The sequence below is a fragment of the Novosphingobium sp. genome, assembly GCF_039595395.1.
Lineage (GTDB): Bacteria > Pseudomonadota > Alphaproteobacteria > Sphingomonadales > Sphingomonadaceae > Novosphingobium.
In genome coordinates, this window is the sequence record NZ_JBCNLP010000001.1 from 1,588,593 (window position 1) to 1,611,413 (window position 22,821).

The 22,821-nt window shown below is 65.6% G+C and carries 20 protein-coding genes and 1 pseudogene; 12 read left to right on the forward strand and 9 right to left on the reverse strand.

Annotated elements, in window-relative coordinates:
• The first annotated feature begins 193 nt into the window (after positions 1 to 193).
• The 4 genes from ABDW49_RS07475 (at position 194) to ABDW49_RS07490 (ending at position 4,066) form a co-directional block, all read left to right on the forward strand.
• The gene (locus ABDW49_RS07475; RefSeq protein WP_343610858.1) at positions 194 to 358 is read left to right on the forward strand and encodes a hypothetical protein; all 165 of its coding nucleotides are present in this window, start codon (positions 194 to 196) and stop codon (positions 356 to 358) included.
• Positions 359 to 624: 266 nt separating this feature from the next.
• Positions 625 to 885, forward strand: coding sequence for a hypothetical protein (locus tag ABDW49_RS07480; protein ID WP_343610859.1), 261 nt, complete (start codon positions 625 to 627; stop codon positions 883 to 885).
• A gap of 47 nt (positions 886 to 932) precedes the next feature.
• A complete protein-coding gene (locus tag ABDW49_RS07485) occupies positions 933 to 1,451 on the forward strand; it encodes a GNAT family protein (protein WP_343610861.1) in 519 nt (172 codons plus the stop codon).
• Positions 1,452 to 1,663: 212 nt separating this feature from the next.
• Complete coding sequence (locus ABDW49_RS07490) at positions 1,664 to 4,066, forward strand: DUF3772 domain-containing protein (protein ID WP_343610863.1); 2,403 nt, start codon at positions 1,664 to 1,666, stop codon at positions 4,064 to 4,066.
• 3 nt (positions 4,067 to 4,069) lie between these two features.
• Here the strand turns inward: ABDW49_RS07490 and ABDW49_RS07495 are convergent, their stop codons facing one another.
• Positions 4,070 to 4,591: a hypothetical protein gene (locus ABDW49_RS07495; protein ID WP_343610864.1), complete on the reverse strand. Its 522-nt coding sequence runs from the start codon at positions 4,589 to 4,591 to the stop codon at positions 4,070 to 4,072.
• A 249-nt stretch (positions 4,592 to 4,840) separates the two neighbouring features.
• Here ABDW49_RS07495 and ABDW49_RS07500 point away from each other — a divergent pair, with 249 nt between their 5' ends.
• From ABDW49_RS07500 to ABDW49_RS07520, 5 genes are all read left to right on the forward strand, one after another.
• A complete protein-coding gene (locus tag ABDW49_RS07500) occupies positions 4,841 to 5,422 on the forward strand; it encodes an RNA polymerase sigma factor (RefSeq protein WP_343610865.1) in 582 nt (193 codons plus the stop codon).
• A 149-nt stretch (positions 5,423 to 5,571) separates the two neighbouring features.
• Positions 5,572 to 6,453, forward strand: a complete 882-nt coding sequence (locus ABDW49_RS07505) for a FecR domain-containing protein (RefSeq protein WP_343610867.1) — start codon at positions 5,572 to 5,574, stop codon at positions 6,451 to 6,453.
• A 107-nt stretch (positions 6,454 to 6,560) separates the two neighbouring features.
• Positions 6,561 to 9,206: a TonB-dependent receptor gene (locus ABDW49_RS07510; protein ID WP_343610868.1), complete on the forward strand. Its 2,646-nt coding sequence runs from the start codon at positions 6,561 to 6,563 to the stop codon at positions 9,204 to 9,206.
• Positions 9,206 to 10,306 (forward strand): histidinol-phosphate transaminase, encoded by a 1,101-nt coding sequence (locus ABDW49_RS07515; RefSeq protein WP_343610870.1) that lies wholly within the window; start codon positions 9,206 to 9,208, stop codon positions 10,304 to 10,306. The genes ABDW49_RS07510 and ABDW49_RS07515 overlap by 1 nt, the downstream gene beginning before the upstream one ends.
• A gap of 107 nt (positions 10,307 to 10,413) precedes the next feature.
• Positions 10,414 to 11,169, forward strand: a complete 756-nt coding sequence (locus ABDW49_RS07520; protein ID WP_343614202.1) for a sulfite exporter TauE/SafE family protein — start codon at positions 10,414 to 10,416, stop codon at positions 11,167 to 11,169.
• Here the strand turns inward: ABDW49_RS07520 and maiA are convergent.
• The 3 genes and pseudogenes from maiA to hmgA all read right to left on the reverse strand — a co-directional run bounded on the left by maiA (position 11,166) and on the right by hmgA (position 14,459).
• Positions 11,166 to 11,816, reverse strand: a complete 651-nt coding sequence (gene maiA, locus ABDW49_RS07525) for a maleylacetoacetate isomerase (protein WP_343610872.1) — start codon at positions 11,814 to 11,816, stop codon at positions 11,166 to 11,168. The genes ABDW49_RS07520 and maiA overlap by 4 nt on opposite strands.
• A pseudogene (gene fahA, locus ABDW49_RS07530) lies at positions 11,813 to 13,110 on the reverse strand (fumarylacetoacetase). Before fahA ends, maiA begins: the two are co-directional and overlap by 4 nt.
• Positions 13,107 to 14,459 carry a homogentisate 1,2-dioxygenase gene (gene hmgA / locus ABDW49_RS07535; protein ID WP_343610873.1) on the reverse strand — a complete coding sequence of 451 codons (1,353 nt, stop codon included), beginning with the start codon at positions 14,457 to 14,459 and terminating at the stop codon, positions 13,107 to 13,109. The pseudogene fahA and the gene hmgA overlap by 4 nt, the downstream one beginning before the upstream one ends.
• Before the next feature lie 423 nt (positions 14,460 to 14,882).
• On the opposite strand from hmgA, the gene ABDW49_RS07540 reads away from it, so the two are divergent.
• The gene (locus tag ABDW49_RS07540) at positions 14,883 to 15,680 is read left to right on the forward strand and encodes a TonB family protein (RefSeq protein ID WP_343610875.1); all 798 of its coding nucleotides are present in this window, start codon (positions 14,883 to 14,885) and stop codon (positions 15,678 to 15,680) included.
• A 12-nt stretch (positions 15,681 to 15,692) separates the two neighbouring features.
• Here the strand turns inward: ABDW49_RS07540 and ABDW49_RS07545 are convergent, their stop codons facing one another.
• Entirely contained in the window at positions 15,693 to 16,637 is a 945-nt protein-coding gene (locus ABDW49_RS07545; protein WP_343610877.1) for a DUF481 domain-containing protein, read from the reverse strand.
• 229 nt (positions 16,638 to 16,866) lie between these two features.
• Here ABDW49_RS07545 and ABDW49_RS07550 point away from each other — a divergent pair, with 229 nt between their 5' ends.
• Positions 16,867 to 17,205, forward strand: coding sequence for a multidrug efflux SMR transporter (locus ABDW49_RS07550; protein ID WP_343610879.1), 339 nt, complete (start codon positions 16,867 to 16,869; stop codon positions 17,203 to 17,205).
• Here ABDW49_RS07550 and ABDW49_RS07555 read toward each other — a convergent pair whose 3' ends face one another.
• Positions 17,206 to 18,123, reverse strand: coding sequence for a LysR substrate-binding domain-containing protein (locus tag ABDW49_RS07555; protein ID WP_343610881.1), 918 nt, complete (start codon positions 18,121 to 18,123; stop codon positions 17,206 to 17,208).
• Positions 18,124 to 18,199: 76 nt separating this feature from the next.
• Here ABDW49_RS07555 and ABDW49_RS07560 point away from each other — a divergent pair, with 76 nt between their 5' ends.
• On the forward strand, positions 18,200 to 18,910 hold the full coding sequence (locus tag ABDW49_RS07560; protein ID WP_343610883.1) for an SDR family oxidoreductase: 711 nt from the start codon (positions 18,200 to 18,202) through the stop codon (positions 18,908 to 18,910).
• A 6-nt stretch (positions 18,911 to 18,916) separates the two neighbouring features.
• Here the strand turns inward: ABDW49_RS07560 and ABDW49_RS07565 are convergent, their stop codons facing one another.
• The 3 genes from ABDW49_RS07565 to ABDW49_RS07575 form a co-directional block, all read right to left on the reverse strand.
• Positions 18,917 to 20,062 (reverse strand): MFS transporter, encoded by a 1,146-nt coding sequence (locus tag ABDW49_RS07565; protein ID WP_343610885.1) that lies wholly within the window; start codon positions 20,060 to 20,062, stop codon positions 18,917 to 18,919.
• A gap of 10 nt (positions 20,063 to 20,072) precedes the next feature.
• Complete coding sequence (locus tag ABDW49_RS07570; RefSeq protein ID WP_343610887.1) at positions 20,073 to 20,864, reverse strand: DeoR/GlpR family DNA-binding transcription regulator; 792 nt, start codon at positions 20,862 to 20,864, stop codon at positions 20,073 to 20,075.
• A 102-nt stretch (positions 20,865 to 20,966) separates the two neighbouring features.
• Positions 20,967 to 22,463, reverse strand: a complete 1,497-nt coding sequence (locus tag ABDW49_RS07575; protein WP_343610889.1) for an amino acid permease — start codon at positions 22,461 to 22,463, stop codon at positions 20,967 to 20,969.
• Between the last annotated feature and the right edge of the window lie 358 nt (positions 22,464 to 22,821).

Genomic DNA, 22,821 nt, shown 5'->3' on the forward strand with positions numbered 1-22,821 from the left:
CTTTTCGCAGTTTGCGTTCGTGAATTGTGCAGATGCACAAATTCAGACGCGAATTGCGAAGAGTGAACATGTGTTAATCATAAAGAAGCTTTTCTTCTTTGGACGTTGTAACAATTGCCCTGAATACGAAACATTGGGGTTCTATCAGGATCAGGCGAATCGCCAAAAGGTGATCGTCATGAGAGGATGACCCATGTTCGACGAAATCGACGCGGCCTATTATCGTGTAAGGGCAGATGAGGAGCGCGAGAAAGCGCAATCCCCCAATGCCAGGCTCGCCGAAAGGCATCGCCGTCGCGCCTCCGCCTTTGAGGCGAAGGCCAAAGCCCTGCTGGAGCGGAATACGGCTCTGGTCTGATCGGCAGGCGGATCGCAGCGTCCATTGATACCTTGCCGCGCATGATGATGGGCCCGGTTGCCGATGCAGCCGGGCCCATTGCCTTATCGGCCAAACGCTCTGCGCCGGACCGGATTCAGGCCCGTTCGGCGGGGCCGGGCGACCATCTGTTACATTGTCGCACCGGCCAAATTTAACCTTTTATCAGCCATGTTGCCGGATATCCGATCGCGGAGGGAAAGCCCGATCAGCCAGGGTCAGGCTGGTCTCCTTGAGGGTATACGCATATGACACTTTCCCTTGGTAGCGTGAGTGGCGCCGCTTCCTCGCTCCTCTCCGCCGTGACCGGCAGCGCTCAGGCCGCGACGCCTTCGACCAACACCACACAGGCGGCCACAACCACCACGCCCGCCCCCGCGAAGGCACATCATGGCGGGCACCACCATGGCGGCGGCACGTCGTTCAGCGACATTCTCAGTGCCCTGACGAGTCCCTCCTCGACCAGCACCACGGGCACGTCGAGCAGCACGACAAGCCTGCTTGGCTGATCGATCCGCCTGATGATGTTGATCCTTCACAAAGGCAGGGCAGGGGCATGATCCGCACCGAAGCGATTGCTCTGGGGCCGATCCTGCCGGTCGACCTGCCCTCCCTGTGCATGTGGGACGATGATCCGGAAATCACCCGGCTCAACCGCCCCTATGTGCCCCAGAACCTCCAGCGGCAGAGCGATTTCTGGCTCAATGCCGCCGGGGATCACGCGCGGGTCTTCTTTGCGATCCGCCGCATGGGCAGCGCGGAGATCATCGGCCATGTCCAGATCATGGAGATCGATCCGATCCACCGCTCGGCCTCGCTGGGCATTCTGATCGGCAGGAAGGAGCAGCGCGGCCAGGGCTATGGGCGGCAGGCGATGCAGCTGGCCATCGACTATTGCTGGCGCCACCTCAATCTGCGGCGGCTGTCGCTGCGCGTGCACAGTGTCAATACGGCGGCCATCGCGCTCTATCGCCATTTGGGCTTCGAGATCGAGGGCGTGCTGCGTCAGGCCGAATTCATCGATGGCGGCTGGACCGATATCACCCTGATGGCGCTGCTCCACCCGGAGCGGTGACCGGCCTTTCGGGCCATGATCCAGCCTGACTGCACCATCCTATGGGGCGTCGCAACTGCCTCGACTGCGCCCATTTCCGGCACGGCCCATCGGCGCGGGAGGCGCTGCTGCCGAGGCTGGCGGGCGCGTCACCGGGACATGCCTCGCTGTGAGGCTTTCGCAAGCGCCTGAAAGGCTGGGCAGAGCGGCATGGAGCCGTTAGGAAGGCCGCCATGATGCGCCTGATCACTTTTCTTCTCGCCCTTATGCTGGCGGTGCCGGCCCTTGCTCAGGATACCGATCCGATCCTCGCCTCGACCCAGGCGCTGGATCAGGCTGCCACGGAATATCAGGCGATCGATGCCGCGCTGAACGGCAGGGCCGGGGCCAGTCAGGCGCAGGCGCTGAAAGATCGCGCCGCCGCCGTGAAGCAGACGGCGAACGATCAGGTCGAGGCCTTGCAGACGCAGCTCCAGCTCGTCGATGCGCGGGTGGCGCAGCTTGGCCCGGTCACCCCCGGCGTGGTCGAGGCGCCCGACATTCAGGCCCAGCGCAAATTGCTGGCGCAGCAGCGCTCAACGGTGGATTCCGCGATCAAGCGCGGCAAGCTGCTGGCCACCGAGGCTGATCAGCTCAACACCGAAATCGCGCAAAATCAGGCCGATGCCTTTTCCGAACAGATGTCGCAGCGGGTGGCCTCGCCGCTCAGCGGGCAGTTCTGGGGGCCGCTGATCCGCTCCGTGCCGCGTGACAGCCGCCGTTTCTCCGGCTTCCTCTCCGCCGAGGCCCATGCGATCCTGCAAGGCATGAAGAGCGGCGGCATGCCCGCCGCCGTGCTGGGTCTGCTGGTGGCTTTCGTGCTGATCGGCCCGGCGCGCCTCTCCCTGCGCGCGGCAGGGCGTCGCTATGTGATCGAGCGTGTGCCGGGCAGCCGTATCCGCCGCTCGACGCTGGCCTTATGGCTGGCGGTGGTGGGCACGCTGCTGCCCACGCTGGCGGTGGCGGCCGCTCTGGCGGGGCTGCGCGCCGGGGACATGCTGGCGCCTGCATGGGACCAGCAGAGCAGCCGCTTCCAGATGGCCAGCATGATCGCCGCGCTGATTTTCGCGCTGGGCGGCGCGCTCCTGCAGCGGCGCCAGCCCTCGTGGCGGCTGATCTCCATTTCCGACGATTCCGCGCATCGGCTGCGCCCGCTCACCTTTGCGGCTGCGGCGGTGACGATGGTCTGCACGCTGATGATCGTGGTGCGCGACGGCATGGGGGCAAGCGGCCCGCTGCAGGCCGCCGTCGATGCGGCGACCGCGCTGATCTACATCGCGCTGGTGATGGGCATTCTGGTGAGCGGCGCCCGTGCCCGCTCTCATGCCCACAGCGTGCGTGCCCAGAGCGGCCAGAGTGAGGCGGAGGAGAGCGGCGAGCAATCGGTGATGGCCTTCCTGTCGCTGGCCGCATGGGGTGTGCTGATCCTTTCGGTGATCTCGCTGCTGAGCGGCTATATCGTCTTTGCCTTGTTCCTGACGCGCTTCATGGTGTGGACGGCTTTGGTCGCCTCGGCGCTCTATCTGCTGCTGATCGCGGTGGATGACATCTGCAACACCATCTTCGATCGCGAAGGGCGGCTGGCCGACACCTTCTCGCAGGGGTTCGGCATCCGCCGCAGCCTGATCGACCAGTTCGGCGTGGCCCTGTCCGCTGTGCTACGGGTGCTGCTGATCCTGCTGGCGATCGGCATGGTGTCGCGGCCCTTTGGCTCGAATGTGTCGAGCATTTTCGACCAGCTTGGCCAGATCGCTCAGGGCGTCACCATCGGGTCGGTCACGATTTCGCCCGGCGCGATCCTGCGCGCTCTGGCGGTGCTGGCGGTCGGGCTGTTCATGGTGCGCGGGCTGCAGCGCTGGCTGACGGGGCGCTATCTGCCCGCCACCGATCTGGATTCGGGCGCGCAGAATTCCATTGCCATGGTGGTGCGCTACACCGGGCTGATCCTGGTGGTGTTGTGGACTTTTGCCTCGCTGGGCATCGGGGTGGAGCGGATCGCGCTGCTGCTCTCGGCCCTGTCGGTCGGCATCGGTTTTGGTCTTCAGGCGATCACGCAGAACTTCGTCTCGGGCCTGATCCTGCTGGCGGAGCGCCCGGTGAAGATCGGCGACTGGGTGAAGATCGGCGATCAGGAGGGCGACGTCAAACGCATCAGCGTGCGCGCCACGGAAATCCAGATCGCGGACCGCTCGACCCTGATCGTCCCCAATTCCGAGCTGATCACCAAGAGCATCGTCAACAAGACGCTGGCCGATCCGCTGGGGCGCATCCAGTTGCAGTTCTCGGTGCCGCTGGGCAGCGATGTGGAGCAGGTGCGCAGCATCGTGATGGCGATCTATGCCGACCAGAGCGCCGTGCTGGATGACCCCAAGCCCAGCCTCTTCATCGACAAGATTGCCGACGGGCGGGTCAATTTCAACGGCTTTGCCTTCGTCAGCTCGCCGCGCCTGGTCTATGGCACGCGCAGCGAGATCTGGTTCAACCTGCTCTCGCAACTGCCCGCGGCGGGCATCGAGCTGGGCAGCACGCCTCAGCAGGTGCAGTGGATCGGCTCACCCTCCGGCGAGGCGGGGCCTCATCCGGAGGATAACGTGTAAAGCCTATTGCCCGGCGTTTGGCGCCGGGCAGATGGTGAAGGGGCTGGGCTTCTTGCCTTCCTTCTCTTCGGTCATGGACTCGATCACGAATTCGAACAGGCCGGCCATGTTCTGGGCGGGCATCGGCTGGATCAGCGGCAGCACCCGGCCGATCGCGTTGCAGGCCTTCAGCTTGATCGGCTTGCCCGCCACCATCGCGGTGACGAAGGTGCGCAGCGCGGTCGGATCGTCGCTGGCCAGAAAACCGGCCAGCACATTCTTCGCCGGATCATCGCCCTGCGCCAGCAGCTTGTTGAGCGTTACCCGCGTGCGGGGCCATGCCGCGTCGGAACTGGGCTGATACTGCTTGACCAGCATCTCTGCCGTCGCGCTGAAATTGGCCTGGGGCGGCATCACCTTGCGGCACATGCCATCGACGGCCTGAACCGCCGTGGGCAGGGCAAAGGTCACGATATCCTGCGCTTCCTCGCGCGTGATGCAGCTTTTGGCCGCCGTGTCGGCCAGCGCCTGCGAGGGCAAGGCCATGATCATTCCCGCCAGAAGATAGGATCGCAGAGACATAATCACTCCCATTGGTTTGGGCAGGCTCATGGCATGGCTGTCTGTAACGGCAAAGAAGAAGTTGTGCGCGGCAGGGTGGTTGCGAAGTAAGTGGCCCGTCGGGCTTTGCAGCGATCGGGAAGCGTCGCCATTTTGCCTTCTTTCACCGTGGTTTCACGGAAGTGACACGCAGCGGGCCTAACGGAGCCGGAATCCCCCTGTCTCCGAGTTGCCGTGACTGTCATCCGCCCCATCGACCGCTGGTTTGTCGAGGAGGTCCTCCCCTGTGAGGGCCGCCTGCTGGCCGCCGCCCAGCGCATGTGCCGCGATACCGAGGATGCGCGCGATCTGGTGCAGGACGTGCTGGCGCGCATGCTGACCATAGAGGGCTGGAGCGCCATCGCCTCGCCGCAAAGCTATATGCTGCGGATCATGCGCAACATGGCGATCGAGCGCATCCGCCGCGCCCGCATCGTCGATTTCCGCCAGTTGAGCGAGACCGATCATCTCGATCTGGCCGATGACGCCCCGGACCAGCAGCGCATCGCCGAGGACCGCGAGGCGCTGGCCCATTTCCAGCACGCGCTGGCCGCTCTGCCCGAACGTTGCCGCGAGGTCTTTGTGCGCCGCCGTCTAGAGGAGCAGGCCCCGCGCGCCATTGCCGAGGAGCTGGGCGTCAGCCTCTCCACGCTGGAAAAGCGGCTGGCGCGCGCGCTCCATCTGTTGACCAGCGCCATGGCCCCGCGCCGCCATGGCGAGCCGCCCGCGCAAGGGCAGATGGACGCCGGGGAGCGGGACAGCGTGGCGGGCTCATAGCAGCACACACCGCCAACTTTATTTTACATCGAGCGAGAAAGATGTGGCGGTTTGCGGCGCCCCAATCGTCCTCGACCTGTGCCTTGCCATGAAAGAGAGATCTGTTGACGCGGAAAAGTGATGATTTTCCAGAGTTAATGCCGGACTCGATGGATGACCCGGTCGCCGCTCAGGCCGCGCTCTGGCTGGCGCGCCATCAGCTTGGCACGCTGGAGGATGAGGCGTTCCAGCACTGGCGACAGGCCGATCCGCGCCATGCTCTGGCCTTTGCCCGCGTTCTGGCGGCGTGGGAGGCTGCCGGGCGTTTGCCGACCGCGGCCGAACCCGCGACCATGCCGCGCCGCTCCTTTATGCGGGTGGCGGCCATGGTCGGCGCGGTGGCGCTGGCCGGAGCGGGAGGCTTTGCCTCGCGCGCCTATGCCTGGAGCACGGCCTCCACCGCGCTGGGTGAAAGCCGCAAGATTGCGCTTCCTGATGGCAGCATGGCCGCGCTCAACACCTTTTCGCGTCTGTCATGGCGCTTTTCCGCCGGCGAGCGCACCTTGTGGGTGGAGCAGGGCGAGGTGGCCATCGATCTGGTGCCGGGCCCTGTCGCCAGCCTGCATGGCGAGGACCGGCTGGCCCAGCTCTCGGCCGGGCGGTTCAACGTCAGGCTGCGTGGCGATACGTTGGACCTGATGGTGCTGCGCGGCAGCGCTCAGGCTCGGGCCGTGAGCGCGCAGGGTGGGCACAGCCTGCTGCTCTCGCGGCAGGATGCGGTGGTGCGCCCGGTCACCACCCTGCAAATGTCCACCGCCATCGCCTGGCAGCAGGGCGAGATCCTGTTTCAGGACGCCACGCTGGGCACGGCGGTGGAGGAATACAACCGCTATCTGGCGCGCAAGATCGTTATCGTCGATCCCGATCTGGCCGCCATTCCGGTGGGCGGGCGCTTCACCTCATCGGACCCGAGCGCCTTTCTGCGCGCGGTGTCGATGGGGCTGGGGGTGCGTGTCTCCACCTCCGACGGTGGCTATTTTCTCACGCACTGAAAATATTTTTCGCGGCACTTGGCGGTGCGCCGGCGCGCAATCGTCTTGGAAGGCAAGGGCCTCTCGGGTCGCACCACAACACAGCCTTAACCATAAGGGTCTCCTTCATGTCTGCGCGTTATGTCCAGAAGTCGCTTTTTGCGGCTCTCCTTGTCACGTCCGCTCTTCACGCCATGCCCGCCTGCGCCGGCACGGGGCAGAGCTTCGACATTCCCGCCCAGTCGCTGGCCAAGGCGCTGACGCTCTATGGCCGTCAGGCCGGGGTGCAGATCTTCTTCCCCAGCGGACGCATCGCTGGCGTGACCTCGGTCGAATTGAAGGGCGCCATGCCGCGTGAGGCCGCCCTGCGCCGCCTGATCGCGGGCAGCGGTCTGGAAATCAAGAGCGACGACGGCAAGACCGTGATCCTTGGCGCCCGTGATGGTGCGCCCGAGACGCCGGTGGCCGCCGCTGGCGACGACATCATCGTGACCGGCACGCGCGAGCAGGCGCAGACGACCTTCACCGCCCTGTCGTCCATCGATACTTTCTCGGCCAAGACGGTCAATTCCACCGTCAGCAGTCAGTTGCATGAAACGCTGGCGCAATTGGTGCCCGGCTTTCAGGTCAAGAAGCAGCCCGCTTCGGATGGCCCCGAGTTCATCCGCCCGGCCTCGCTCGACGGGCTGTCGGCGGACATGACGCTGGTGATGGTGAACGGCAAGCGCTTCCACCGTTCGGCCTTCCTCAACAATGGCACGGGGGCGCAGGCCGCCGATCTGGCGCAGATCCCTACCTTCGCCATCGACCGGCTGGAGGTGCTGCGCGACGGCGCCTCGGCGCAATACGGCACCGATGCCATCGCGGGCGTCATCAACATCATCATGGACACCAAGCCGGGCTTTTCGGCCTATGCGCAAGGGTCGCAATATTACCATGGCGATGGTGCGGCAGCCCAGTTCGGCGGGCGTGCGGGCTTTGCGCTGAAGGGCGGCGGCCATGTGGTGGTGACGGCGGAATATGCCCATAACGATGCCACCTCGCGCACCAATCAGCGCCCCGATGCGATCGCCTTCGCCGCCGCCAACCCCAACCTGACCATCCCCAACCCCGTGCAGCGCTGGGGCAATCCCAGCCTGACCACGCTGAAATTCGCGCTGGACGCCGCCAAGCCGATCACCGACAGCATCGAGGCCTATGCTTTTGGCACCTATGGCAATGGCCATGGCTGGTCGGACATCAACTGGCGCAATCCGTCGAGCAACAGCAATCTCTACAACACCAGCGCGGCCTATCCCGGCTTCAATCTGAACACGGTCTATCCCGCCGGTTTCACCCCCAGCGAGGGCGTGCGCTACACCGATCTGCAGGCCGTGGGCGGGGTGCGCAGCACCGGCAAGGGCGATTTCACCTGGGATCTGAGTGGCTCCTACGGCGTCAACAACACCAATTTCTACCTCAACAATTCGATCAACGCCTCGCTGGGGGCGGACAGCCCGCATAATTTCTATCTGGGCCGTCAGGTGCAGCAGGAGTTCAACCTCAACGCCGATGGCGTCTATCGCCTGAGCACGCCGCTCTTCGCCAAGCCGATCAACATCGCCTTCGGTGCCGAGCGCCGCGTGGAAACCTACAGCATCCGTCAGGGCGACTATGCCTCCTATGCGGTGGGGCCGGCGGCCTCCTACGGGCTGGCGGCGGGCGCCAGCGGCTTCCCCGGTTTCACGCCGGGCCAGAGCGGCTCGTGGAGCCAGGAAAGCTACGCCGGCTATCTCGATGTGCAGGTGCCGCTGACCAGCAAATGGACCGCCGAAGTCGCGCTGCGCGATGAAAGCTATGCCAGCTTCGGCAACACCTTCAACTACAAGCTGGCCACCCGTTACGAGCTGACCCCGGCCATCGCCGTGCGCGGTTCGTGGTCCACCGGCTTCAAGGCGCCGACCCCGGCGCAGCTTAATTCGACCAGCACCACGCAGGGCCTCGATACCACCACGCTGCTGCTCTACACCACCGGGCGCCTGTCGCCGACCAATGGCGTGGCGCAGTTCTTCGGTGGCAAGGCGTTGAAGCCTGAAACCTCGAAGACCGCCTCCTTCGGCACGATCTGGAAGACGCCCTTTGGACTTTCGGGTTCGCTCGATGCCTATCAGATCGAGGTCGACAACCGGTTCAGCGTCTCGCCGACTTACACGATCACCTCGGCGATCCGTCAGCAATTGCTGGCCAGCGGGGTGACCCAGGCGGGCGACTACACCTCGATCACCTTCTTCACCAATGACTACAACACCCGCACGCGCGGCGTCGATCTGGTGCTATCCTACAAGCATCGTGTCGGGCCGGGGCAACTCGATGCCACGGCGGCCTACAGCTACACCCAGACCAAGGTGACGCGCGGCACGTTGGCCAGCAACGCCACGCAGAAGATCCTGTTCGAACAGGGGCTGCCGCAGAACAACGCCACCGGCTCCATCGCCTATACGCTGGGCAAGGTGACGGTGATGGGCCGTGGCCGCTATTACGGCGCGTGGACCGATAGCAGCGGCAACGCCACGGGCGATATCTTCCAGCGCTTTGGCGGGATCGCGCTGTTCGATGCTGCGGTGACCTATGCCTTCACCCCGAAGATTTCGCTGCGCGTCGGCGCGGAGAACATCTTCAACACCTACCCCGACAAGGCGGTCTTCCAGGCCAGCCGTGGTCTGGTCTATTCGCGCAACGCACCCTATGACACCAATGGCGGCAACTTCTATGGCCGGGTGGATGTGAAGTTCTGATGTCGATCTCGCGTCGTAACAGCCTGTCCCTGATGGCCGGGAGCCTTGTCGCTCCCGGTCTTGCGGGCCCCGCGCTGTCCGCCCCCCAGCCCGAACATAGTGGTGAGGCCAAAGCCCGCCTCGGCGTCACCGAAAACCCTTTCGGACCGAGCCCCGCCGCGCGCCGCGCCATCGTGGAGTCGGTGGCAGAGGCGGCCTATTACCCGCATAGCGAGGCCCCGCTGCGCGACATCATCGCAAAGCAGGAAGGGCTGGCACGCGATCATCTCACCCTGTCGAGCGGCTCGCTCGATGCGCTGACCCTGCTGACCGTGGCGATTGCCGCAGGGGGCCGGGTGGTGGCGCCTCAGCCGACCTATGCCACCCATCTCATCTATGCCGCGCGGCAGGGGATCGAGACCGATTGGGTAAAGCTGCGCGCCGACCATCATATCGATCTGGACGGCATGCTTGCGGCCATCGGCCCGCGCACGAAGCTGGTTTACATCTGCAACCCCAACAACCCCACCGGTGTGCGCCCTGACCCGGAAGCGTTGCGTGCCTTCTGCATCGCCGCTTCGACCAAGGTGCCGGTACTGGTGGACGAAGCCTATTTCGAACTGGCCCCCGATCCGCATCGCCAGTCGATGGCGGCGCTGGTGAGGGAAGGGCATGATGTGATTGTCACCCGCACCTTTTCCAAGGTCTACGGGCTCGCGGGCTTTCGCATCGCCTATACGCTGGCGCGGCCCGAGCGGATCGCCCTGCTCAACAGCCGTATCACCACATCGCGCAATCAGGCGGGGCTGGCGGCGGCAACCGCCTGTCTGGGCGATAGCGCCTATCTGGCTGGCGCCATCGCCTATCTGAAGGGCTGTCGCGAGCAGATCTATCGCATCTGCCAGGCCAATGGGCTGCGCTATCTGCCGTCGGACGGCACCTTCGTCTATGTCGACTGCGGCATGCCTGCGGTGGAGATGCAGAAGCGGCTGGCCGCGCTCAGCGTCGAGGTGCGGTTGTTCGAAGGCGATGCCTATCGCAACTGGATGCGGGTGGGCACGGCGACCCCGGCGGAACTGACCTATTTCGGCCAGGTGTTGCCGAGGGCGCTGAAAGGCTGAGCTTCGTCACCCCTTATCGGGCGGACTTGACGCTGCGCTGCCTGTGCGGAATGCAGAGGATGCGGCGGCGTATCTGTCGTCGCATCCTCTGACGAACAGGATTGATGATGCTCAGCAGCGCTCCGGCGGTCGCCTGCGCCATTCTCGCGGTGATCCTCTCCGGCCTGTCGAAAGGCGGCTTTGCGGGGGTGGGCGCGCTGGCCATGCCGATCATGGCGCTGGCCAACCCGCCGGTGGAGAGCGCGGCGGTGCTGCTGCCGATCCTGGTGGTGCAGGATGTCGTCAGCGTCTGGTCCTTCCGCAAGAACTGGGACCGCACCGTGCTGCTGGTGATGCTGCCGGGCATGATGATCGGCGTGGTGCTGGGCTATCTTTTCGCGGCGCGCGTGTCGGAGCGGGCGGTGCTGGCCATGGTGGGCGGATTGTCCGTGCTGTTCGGCCTGCAGCGCCTGTGGCACGAGCGGGGGCAGGGCGCCGTGCTGCCTTCCAATTCGCCGCGCTGGCTGGGCGTGCTGTTCGGCATCGGCTCGGGCTTTGGCAGTCAGGTGGCGCATGCCGGGGCTCCGCCGTTTCAGATGTGGGTGCTGCCGCGCCGCCTGCCGCGAGACGCGCTGGTGGGCTCCACCGCGATCTGCTTTGCCTTTATGAACTGGATCAAGGTGCCGGCCTATGTCGCGCTGGGGCAGTTCAGCCGGGCCAATGTGCTGGCGTCGGCCATGCTGATGCCGGTGGCGCTGGGGGCGACATGCGCGGGGGTGGTGCTGGTGCGCCGCGTCGATCCGGCGCGGTTCTACACCATCATCTATGCGCTGATGATTGCCATCGGCATCAAGCTGGTGCTGGATGGTGTGGGCTGGCCCTAAGGAACGGGGCGTATGTCGGCGTCGGGCTGGTTTTCGGGCGCGGCCTTGGCGAAAGCGGGATGCTGGCGCGCATGGGCGACGGCGGCGTTGAGGTGCGGCCAGGCACTCAGATCGATGCCGAAACGCTCGGCGGCATAGGCTTGCGGGACCAGATAGGCATCGGCCAGCGTGGGCGCATCGCCATAGGCATAGGCCCCGCCATGCCGGGCGATCAGCGTCTCCAGCGCCGCGAAACCTTCCGCGATCCAGCGGGCGATCCAGGCGCTGACCTGCGCCTCATCGGCCCCCAGATCGCCGCGCAGGGATTTGAGGATGCGCAGATTGTTGACCGGATGGATATCGCAGCCCACGATGGCCGCCATCGCCCGCACCTGTGCCCGCGCGACAGGATCGGTGGGCAGCAGGGGCGGTTGGGGATGGGCCTCTTCCAGCCACTCCAGAATGGCGGGCGACTGGATGAGCACCTCGCCCTCGACCTCCAGCGCGGGGACCAGCCCCTGCGGCTGGAGGGTGAGGAAAGCGCTGTCCTTATGCGCACCCTTGCGCAGATCATGGGTGACCTGCTCATAGGCAAGCCCTTTCAGATTCAGCGCGATCCGCGTGCGATAGGACGTGCCCGACCGCCAATAACCATGCAGCCGGATCATGCCGGCGTGGCCAGAATGACCGCGCGGCATTCGCCAAAGCCGATTGAAGCGCGGCCCGGCGCCTGAGCACTGGCGGTGATGGAGATTTCATCGCCATCCTGCAGGAAGCTGCGCGTCTCGCCGGTGGGCAAGGTGAAGGGGGCCTTACCGCCTTCGGTGATCTCCAGCAGGCTGCCATAGCTGTCTGCCGTAGGCCCCGAGATCGTGCCGGTTCCCAGCAGATCGCCCGGATTGAGGTTGCACCCGCCCGAGGCATGATGCGCCACGATCTGCGCCAGCGTCCAGTACATGTTGCTGGCCGGGCCTTCGAGAGGCGCAGCGGAGGGAGGCCTTCCTCACGCATCTTCGCGCTGGAGAGCCAGACTGACAGCGAAAGCGACAGCGCGCCCTGCGCCTGATCGGCACTGTCCAGCAGATAGGGCAGCGGCGCTGGATCGCCTTCGGGCCGGGCGGGCTGGGCGATGCGGAAAGGCGCCAGCGCCTCGGCGGTCACGACCCAGGGCGAGATGGTGGTGTGGAAGTTCTTGGCCAGAAACGGCCCGAGGGGCTGATACTCCCAGGCCTGAAGATCGCGCGCCGACCAGTCGTTGAGCAGGCTGAGCCCGGCGATATGCGCGCTGGCCTGCCCGATGGGGATGGTGGTGCCCAAGGCATTGCCCTGCGCCACCCAGATGCCCAGCTCCAGCTCATAGTCGAGGCGAGCGCTGGGTTCGAAGACCGGCACCTCGGCGTCAGGCGCCTTGCGCTGGCCGCGCGGGCGCACCACGGGCTCGCCGCTGGGGCGCACCGAAGAGGCGCGGCCATGATAGCCGATCGGCACATATTTGTAGTTGGGCAGCAGCGGATTGTCGGGGCGGAACAGCTTGCCGACATTGGTGGCATGATGGATGCCGACATAGAAATCGGTGTAATCGCCGATCCGCGCGGGCAGATGCAACGTGACCGAGGCGCTGTCATGCAGCGCGGGTTCGATGTCTTTGCGATAGCCCTCGTCGCTCAAAAGCTGCGACAGGCGCTGGCGCAGCTGATTGCGATCCTGAGGCGGCAAGGCGAAGAGATCGTTGAGGGTCGCCTGACCCGCCGGGCCTCGTGCTTCCTCGGGCAGGAAGCCCGCGATGGCGGCCAGATCGAGCACGCTCTCGCCAATGGCGACGCCGATGCGCTGCTGGCTCCCCGCAGGCGAAAACACGCCCAGAGGCAGGTTCTGGATCGGAAATTCAGCGTGGCCATTGGCCGAGGCGACCCAGCTTGTCAGGCTGGGCTCATGGGTGTGGTCGATCTGGGGCAGGGTCACTGCGCAGCTCCTGAAAGGGGGACTTGAGCCTTCTGGAAACCGGCCCAGCAGTCGTCGTAATCGAGCTGCATCAGCGGTGTTTCCATGGCGAAACGAGTGGGGCGGAAGACGTGGCAACTCTCGAACATGAAGGCCATGGTGTTCTCGATGCGATGCGGGGCGAGCTTGGCCTTCACCGCCGCCTCATGGCTGGCCTGATCGGGTCCGTGGCCCGACATCTGGTTGTGCAGCGAGGCTCCGCCCGGCGCGAAACCGCCCGCCTTGGCATCGTAAGCGCCATGGATCAGGCCCATGAACTCGCTCATCACATTGCGGTGGAACCATGGCGGGCGGAAGGTGTCCTCGGCGACCATCCAGCGTGGGGGGAAGATCACGAAGTCGCAATTGGCCGTGCCGGCATGCGCGGTGGGCGAGGTCAGCACGGTGAAGATCGACGGGTCGGGATGGTCGAAGCTGACAGTGTTGATCGTGTTGAAGCGCGTGAGATCATAGCGATAGGGCGCCAGATTGCCGTGCCATGCCACCACATCGAAGGGCGAGTGATCGAGCGTCGACTGCCAGAGATGACCCTGGAACTTCTGCACCACCTCGACAGGTTCGTCGCTATCCTCGAACCACGCCAGCGGCGTTTCGAAATCGCGCGGATTGGCAAGGCCGTTGGAACCGATGGGCCCCAGATCGGGCAGGCGGAAGATGGCCCCATGGTTCTCGCAGACATAGCCGCGCGCGGGCCCGTCAAGCAACTCCACCCGGAAGCGCACCCCGCGCGGGACCACCGCGATCTGCTCTGGCTCCACGGTGATGCGACCCAGTTCGGTGACGATCAGCAGGCGGCCCTGCTGAGGCACGATCAGCCATTCGCCATCCGCGCTGAAGAAGGCCCGCCCCTGCATCGAGGCGTTGCAGGTATAGAGATGGACGCTGACGCCAACCCCGGTGCCGACATCACCATTGCCGCAATAGGTCGTCAGGCCATCGACAAAGTCGACCGGCTCGGTCGGGATCGGCTGCGGATCCCAGCGCAGGCGGTTGGGGCTGGGCGGGGCGGTGTCATAGGGATTGGCGCGGATCAGGCTGTCGCGCGCATAGGGCACGAAGGGCGGATGCTGCGCGGTGGGGCGCAGGCGATAGAGCCATGAGCGCTTGTTCTCCATGCGCGGCGCGGTGAAGGCGGTGCCCGAAAGCTGCTCGGCAAACAGGCCATAGGGCACATGCTGGGGCGAATTGCGGCCCACCGGCAGAGCGCCGGGCACGGCCTCGGTCGCCAGATGATTGCCGAAGCCGGGCAGATAGGCGTCAACCGCAGGGGCGGCGCGGACCACTGTCTCCGGATGAGGTGAGACGGTCATGAGGATACTCCCAAACGTCCCGCATTGGCTGCGGGACTTGTGTTTCTTCAAAGCGCGTGTCTGTTCCCACCGCCTTCATGGGGAGAGATGATAACGAAGCAGGCGGGCTCACACCAGCAGGAGGTTGCGCCCGATGGAAATAATCTTGCGCGCTGCTGCCTGAAGCCGCCCCTGCCTCACGACCGGTTCATCGTTGAAAATGTGTCGGTTGAGCCGGGCGGAGCCGCTCCATCGGCGCCATGGCTGAAGAATGTCCTGAAAATCCGGGCCGCTCAAACGTCTGATGTCTAAAAGGCTAATGCGAGGCGGTCTCATGAAAATCGACCTCGCCCGGCTCAGACTGTATGGAGCGATCATGATGACCCCTTGCGACTCACCTGCTTGCCTCACAGCGAACCGGTCCATGATGCGAGAGACACAGGCATGATCCGTTCCTCCACCGGACTGCAATTGGCGCTGCCGCAACGCTCCGAGCCAACCCTGCTTGTGGCCAGGCCCGAGGAGGCTCAGACCATCTTCTACACCCCGCCCACGCGACGCCACTATGGCGCGGCGGGCAGCCGCTGGAAAAGCCTTGGCGCCACGCTGGCGATCTATGGCGTGGTGGCAGGGGGGCTGCTGGTTTCGATCTCGGTGTCTTTCGTCAGGCCCGCGCCGCCTCAGGCGCTGACGGTGATGAACACCGAAACCGCAGCCTCTCCGCCCGAAACGCCGCCCAGGGCGAAGGAGGAGCCCAAGCCTGTCGAGAAGAAGGAGGCGGTGCAGCAGCCGCTCAAGACCGAGCCGCTGCCGCCAATGAAGGTCTCGATCTCGCCGATCGTCGCGCCGGTGCCGGTGATCGCCCCCAAACCGGTCGATCCCGCTCCCAAAGAGCCCGAGGCGGCCGCGCCCAAGACCGCTCCGGCCCCGCCCGCGCCGCGCATCGCCAGCACCGGCCCCGACACATGGGAAGGCCGCGTGCTGATGCAACTCAGCAAAAAGCGGCACTATCCGGCGGGCGCCATGGCCCGGCGCCAGCAGGGCGTGCCCTATATCCGCTTCGTGATGGACCGGCAGGGCAAGGTGCTCTCGGCCAGTCTGGAGCGCTCAAGCGGCGTGCCCGACCTCGATCGCGAGGCACTGAGCCTGCCCAGACGCGCCCAGCCTTTGCCCAAGCCACCCGAGGACCGGCCGGGCGAGACGCTCGAACTGGTCGTGCCGGTCGAGTTCTTCATCCACTGATCCGGCAGGCCTTCAGAAACCATAGACCAGCGTCAGGCGCGAGGTGGTGTTGGTCTTGTCCAGCCCGACAGGCGGCTGCGTTTCATGGTCGAGCAGGAAACCGGCCTGCACCGACAGCCTGCCGAACACCTTCATCGTCAGGGCGGTGTTGGCCGTCACCGTGCTGTTGCCGGTCTGCCCGTAATAGGTGGCGTTTTCGGTGAAGACCACGCCGGGGCGGATCGTCCAGCTATAATCGAGCCCCCCGCGCGCCGCGAAGCGATCATCGCCAAAGCCGGTGATCTGAAAGCCCGGCACATAGCGCGTCTGGCGCAAGGCGGGGCCGGCGGTGAGGTTGAGCGTCATGGTCGGCGTCTTGATCGCGGTATAGCCCGCGCCCAGCGTCTCGCTGAAGCGCCGCTCGAAGCCGGAGAAGCGGTCGCCTTCCCAACTGGCCAGCCCCATCACGAAGAAGCGGTCGTTGAACTTGTAGTCGATCTGATAGCTGACGGCATGCTGATTGGCGGTGGTGACGCGGTTCTGCCGGGCGTAATTGGCCGAGGCGATCACCGTATGGCGCCATTTGATCCCGTTGCGCACCAGATTGAGCCCCAGCGAGACGCCGGTGGTGTCGGTGGTGCCGCTGGTCGCGGTGATGCCCGCCTGGCCCTGTCCCTTCCAGCCCTGCCATGGCTTCTGGGTGCGGACCTTGGCGATCTGCTTGTCGTCGGCCTCTTTCTGCAGACCATTGGCCATGGCCTCGATGGCCTTGGCCGAATTGGGGTTGGTCTTCTTGGCCAGATCGGCGACGGTTTTCAGCGTGACCGCATTGCCGGTGTCGGCGGCGGCATGGATCATCGCGGCGATCGTGTCGGGGATGGGGGCTTCTGCCGCGGGCTCTGCCGTGCTCTGGGCTTTGGCCGGGGCAGCCACCAGCATGCCGACGGCACCACAGCCGAGCAGGGATGTTCTGAGCATGAAGCCTCCTTGGGGTTGGTTTGGGCGCGGAATGGTTGCGCGCAAGCGCTAGCAACGATTTGACGCATTAGGCGACCGCTTCTGCGGCAATGTGATGGATTATTGCGATCTTCTTTCAAGATGACGGGCAAAATCTGCTTCGCGAGGCGGTGCTCGCCTTGCCTCATGGCGCCATTCGCCCCAAGGACAGCCCTGCCCAAAGCGGTGTCGGACAAGGAGATATGACGCCATGCCCAGCCTGTCCTGGATCTATCTGGCCGCAGCCATTGCCGGTGAGATCGTCGGCACCTCGGCGCTCAAGGCGTCGCAGGGGTTCTCGCGGCCCGGCCCTTCGGTGCTGGTGGTGCTGGGCTATGGGGTGGCGTTCTATTGCCTGTCGCAGGCCTTGCGGACCATCCCGATGGGGATCGCCTATGCGGTCTGGTCGGGCATCGGCATTGTGGCGATCTCGCTGATCGGCTTTGTGCTCTATCGCCAGAGGCTGGATATGCCCGCCTTGCTGGGCATGGGGCTGATCGTGGCGGGCACGCTGGTCATCAATCTGTTTTCCGGTTCGAGCGCGGGCTGATCAGGGCGTCAGCAGATCGCGCGTCGCCTCGGCAATCGCGTCGATGGTCACTCTCAGGCGCGGCAGGATGGTCGGGGCGGTGATCCACAGCGCATGCACCGGACGGTGCCCCGCGATGCGGTCCTCCAGCAGGGGGATGAGCTCTCCGCGCTCGATCTGCCCGGCGGCCAGCCAATGCGGCACAAAGCCCAGCCCTTGGCCGGCGCGGATGGCCGACAGCGTCAGCAGGCTGCCGTCGAGCAGCAGTCTGGCGTCGGGTTCGAAACTCCGCAGGTCGCCTTGTTCCGAACGGAAATGCCATGGGACGACGCGCCCGCCCTGTGCATGGGCGATCAGCGCATGGTCGGCCAGATCCTCGACCCGCCGGGGTTGTGACTTGCCCGCCAGATAGGCGGGCGCGGCGCACAGGGCGAGCTTTTGCACCCCCAGCCGCCGCGCGGTCAGACCGGGCAGCTCCGGCAAAGTGCCGACCCGCACCGCCAGATCGACGCCATCGCCGGGCAGGTCGGCCTGCCGGGTGGATGTCGCTATGTCGAAGCGCAGATGCGGCCATCTTTCGCACAGCGCGTAGAGCGCGGGCGCGATGATCCGCGTGCCCAGCAGCGGTGGCAGGCTGACCCGCACAAGGCCCGAAGGTTCGCTGGACAGCGCGGCCAGTTCGGCCTCGACCCGGTCGATTTTCTGGCGCGCCTCCAGACAGGCCTGCCGATAGAGCGCGGCCTCGGCGGTCAGAGTCAGGCGGCGCGTGGTGCGGTGGAACAGCCGGATGCCCAGACGCTGCTCAAGCCGCCCCACCGCCTTGGCGATCGCCGAGGGAGTCAGCGCCAGAGGCACGGCGGCGCCTGCAAAGCTGCCCGCCTCGCAAACGGTGAGGAAGACGGCGATATCGTCGCCGCTCTGGCGTGGTCGATCGGTCATGGCGGGAATAAAATTCGTGAATGGCGGGACATATCGTCGTTTTACGCGACTGTTATGCCTGCCTAGCCTGTCCGCCATGAGCAGTAAAGCAAGCTACGCCATTCTGGGCGGAACATCGGGTATGGGTCTGGCCCTGGCCGAAAGGCTGGTCTCGCGGGGCGATCATGTGCTGATCGGCGGGCGTTCGCCCGGCAGGCTGGCCGCCGCGCTGGACAGGCTGGGCGAGGGGGCTTCGGGCCGGACGGTCGATGTGCTCGACCGGGGTAGCATCGAAGCCTTTTTCGCCGATGCCCCTCCACTTTCCGGGCTTTTCACCCCCGCCGCAACCTATCGCACCGGCGCCTTCCGCGATGGCGATACGGACACCAGCGAGGCCCTGTTCCAGGGCAAGTTCTGGAGCCAGTATTGGAGCGTCTTTGCCGCCTTGCCTCAACTGTTGCCACAGGCCGGGGTGGTGCTGATGTCGGGCGCTGCCTCGGCCCGGCCGCTGGGGGCTGCGGCCTATGCCGCCTGCAACGCTGCGCTTGAGGGGCTGGCGCGGGGGCTGGCGGTGGAGCTCTCGCCGCTGCGGGTCAATTGCCTGTCGCCGGGCACCACCGACACCCCCTTATGGCGCGATCGCCCCGCCGAGCAGCGCGAGGCGGCCTATCGGCAATGGAACAGCCTGTGCCTCGTGGGCCGCCCCGCACGCGTCGAGGAGCAGGCCGATGCCGCGCTCTTCCTGCTCGACAATGCCAACATCACCGGCACCACGCTTTATTGCGATGGAGGCTATACGCTGCGGTGAGGGGACTCAGGTCTCCTCCGCCGCAGCCCAGCGCGCGGTGATCGGCACCAGCATCATCAGCCCTGCCAGCAGCCAGAAGGCCATCACCAGCCCCACCGCCTTGGCGATAAAGCCGATGCCCGCCGGGCCCGCCAGAATGCCCGCATAGCCCAGCGTGGTGATCGTGCCGACGGCCAGCGCGGGCGGCATGCGGGTTTGCGTCCCCGCTCGCCGGAACAGCACCGGCACGATGTTGGAAGCGCCCAGACCGATCAGCAGAAAACCGGCGAGAGCCAGCGGTGCCGGTGCCGTCAGCAGGGCGACAAAGCCCGCGACGGCCAGTCCCCCGCCGCCCAGCAGCGTACGCTTGTCGCCCAGTCGCGCCACCACCGCATCGCCCAGCAGACGCCCGAGGGTCATGGCGCTGGCGAACATGATATAGCCCAGACCGGCCTGCGCCGGCGCGGCAAGACCTTGCTGCGTGACCAGCAGCGCGCTCCAGTCGAGCATCGCGCCTTCGGCCAGAAAGGTCGTCATCGCCAGCACGGCAAGCAGCAGCACAATGCCGTGAGGCATGACGAAGGCCGGGCCCTCTTCCGTGCGGATGCTGTCCAGCAGGCGCGGCCCGGCGATCAGCATGGCGGCCAGCATCAACCCACTGCACAAAAGCGTGGCGGGCAGAGCGGCGATGCCTGCGGAGAGACACAGCGTCATCGCGCCCGATCCGGCCACGCCGCCCACGCTGAACAGGCCATGGAAGCCCGACATCAGCGGGCGGTCGGCGGCGCGTTCCACCTCGATGGCGTGGATGTTCATCGCGACATCCAGCGAGCCGAGCGCTCCGCCGAAAATCAGCAGCAAGGCGCCAAGGCTCAGGGGCGTCGCGGCCACGGAAAGTGCGGGCAGCACCAGCGCCAGCAGGATGCCGCTGCCCATGATCACCGGCTTGCTGCCATAGCGGTTGCTGAGCGGGCCGGTCGCGACCATCGCCGTCACCGATCCGGCGCCGATGCAGAGCAGCAGCAGGCCGAGCGCGGCATCGTCGATCCCCAGGCGCTGCTTGGCCAGAGGCACCAACGGCGCCCAGCAGGCGATGCCGAAACCGGCGACCAGAAAGGACAGTTGCGTTGCCAGCCGCGTGGCGGGCCGATTGGCGGAGAGGGCGATGCTCATCGGCCTGCCTTCATCGGCCCATCTTTATCGGTAGGGCAGCCGCGATCAGCAGATGGGTGGCGCCACCGGCGGCAAGGGCGGCGTGTTGTTCGGGCATGGTCTTGTCCTCGATGATCAGCAGGTCGAGCCGGTCAAGCGCGGCGACATGATGCGGCGCCTGCGCTTCCAGCTTGTCATGCGCGGCCAGCACGGCGACCTGTGCGGCCTGGGCGATCACCGCGCGCTTGAAATGGGCATCGCCGTGATGGAAGGCGAAGACGCCCTGAGGCGACACCGCGCAGGCGCCGATAAAGGCCCGGTCGAAGCGCATCTGCGCGATGGCTTGTGTCGCCGTGGCATCCACGCAGCCGCCGACCACCGGATCGGCCATGCCGCCGATGACGATCACCGACAGCTCCGCGCGGCGCAGGGCGGCGGCGGCGATGTCGGGCGAGTTGGTGACGATGGTCAGTTCGGTATCGTCGGGCAGCGCTTCGACCAGCGCGAGATTGGTGCTGCCGCTGTCGAGAAAGATCAGCTCGCCCGGTTGCACGGTCTTGGCAGCGGCGCGGGCCAGCGCCAGCTTGCCGCCCTGCGCCTCGTCGATGCGCGCGGCGAGGGGCGTGCTGGCCGGGGAGAGGGGCAGCGCGCCGCCATAGACCCTGCGGCATCGCCCCTCGGCGGCCAGAGCGCGCAGGTCGCGACGGATCGCATCTTCCGAAACGCCATATTCGATGGCCAGCGTGCCCGCCACGACCGCCTGCCCGCTGCTCAGGCGGGCGGCGATCTCTTCGCGGCGGCTCAGGGATAAATCTGTGTTCATGCCTCCATCATCGTGCATGATCGTGTGATCATCAAGATGATTCGTGCATGTTTATGCATGCTCTAGGTCTGGTGGGTTGGATCGCGCCTGTTTGTGCAGGGTTTAGTCGGCCTCCGCGATCCCGCGCCCGACCAGACTGCGCGATCGGCCATAACCCAGATAGACCAGCAGTCCGATCAGGCCCCAGCCCGGCAACACCAGCTTGGCGATGAGGTCTAGCGAGGCATAGAGATAGACGCAGCCAAAGATCGCCAGCGGGGCCACGATCCAAACCAGCGGCGCGCGAAAGGGGCGATGGCGCGCGGGATCGACACGGCGCAGCACCAGCACCGCCAGCGCTACCGTGGCAAAGGCGAAAAGCGTGCCCGAATTGGAATAGTCCGCCAGCTTGCCCACCGGCAGGAAGGCGGTGGTCAGTCCGGCGATCAGCCCCGTCACCAGCGTGACCACATGGGGCGTGTGAAAGCGCGGGTGAACGGCGGCAAAGCGGGCGGGCAGCAGGCCGTCGCGGGCCATGGTGAAGAAGATGCGCGTCTGGCCGAACATCATCGCCAGCACCACCGAGGGCAGGGCGATGGTGGCGGCCAGCCCGATCAGATTGCCCAGCTTCACCCAGCCGATCGAGCGCAGAATATGCGCCAGAGCCTCATGCGAGCAGGCCAGCGGTTGCGCCGCGCCGCCGGCCACCAGCGCCTCGCAGCGCTGCGTCAGTGCCAGCGTGCCGGGGGAGAGCACCGCGCCATCCGCGCCGCTCACCGGCTGGGCACCGAGCGGCGAACCGATCGCGCCGGCCGACACCGCGATGTAGAAGATGATGCAGAAGGTCAGCGAGGCGATCAGCGCGATGGGCACATTGCGCTGCGGGTTGGTGGTTTCCTCCGCCGCCGTGGACACAGCGTCGAAGCCGACATAGGCGAAGAAGATCGAGGCGGCGGCCCCCGTCACGCCGGTGATGCCCTTGGGCAGGAAGGGGTGGAAGTTTGCCGTGTTCATCACCGGCAGGGCCAGCACGACGAAAAGCACCAGCGCGCTCACCTTGATGCAGACCAGAATGGCGTTGGCCCGCGCGCTCTTGCTGGTGCCCATGATCAGCAGGCCGGTCACCGCCGCCACGATCGCCGCCGCGGGCAGATTGACATAGCCGCCCGCCGCCGGGCCGTTCACCCAGAGCGGCGAGATCCGCACATGCAGCAGATTCTCGATCAGCCCGACGATATAGCCCGACCAGCTCGATGCCACCGCCGAGGCGCCCAGCGCATATTCAAGGATCAGCGCCCAGCCCACGGTCCAGGCGATGGGCTCGCCCAGCACCGCGTAGCTGTAGGTGTAGGCCGAGCCCGCCACCGGCGCCATGGCGGCCAGCTCGGCATAGCAGATCGCCGCGACCAGGCAGACAAAGCCCGCCAGCACGAAGCTGAGCATCATGCCCGGCCCGGCCTTTTGCGAGGCTTCGGAGGTCAGCACGAAAATGCCGGTGCCCATCACCGCGCCAATGCCCAGCAAGGTGAGCTGAAAGGCGCCGAGTGAACGCTGGAGGGATTTTTTCTCGGCCGTCGCCAGAATGGCGTCGAGGGATTTGACCCGATTGAAATAAGGCAAACCAGAAACTCCGCCCCTTGAGCGCGGAATGCGCGGGGCCATGTGATGGGATGGAAAGGCTTTGATCCGGGGCTTTCGACCACAGGGCGGGGGAGGGCAAATTAAAAATCCTGAACTCCCATAGGGTTTATGATTTTGTTATGTCGAGGTGGTGGCGATGCAGGCTGCGGGTTTATGGCTGTTGCGCAAGATATGGTCCGGCGATGGCGGGCGATATGTCGAAAAGGCTGAAATTGCAGAGGGGCCGTTCAAGGGCTAAGCATGAGAGCGCATTTGAAATTCAGGAGGTCAGATGCTTGCTGTCATTCGCGATAGTTTTGTCTTTCATGGCATGATCATGAAATCTGCGCTGGATGTT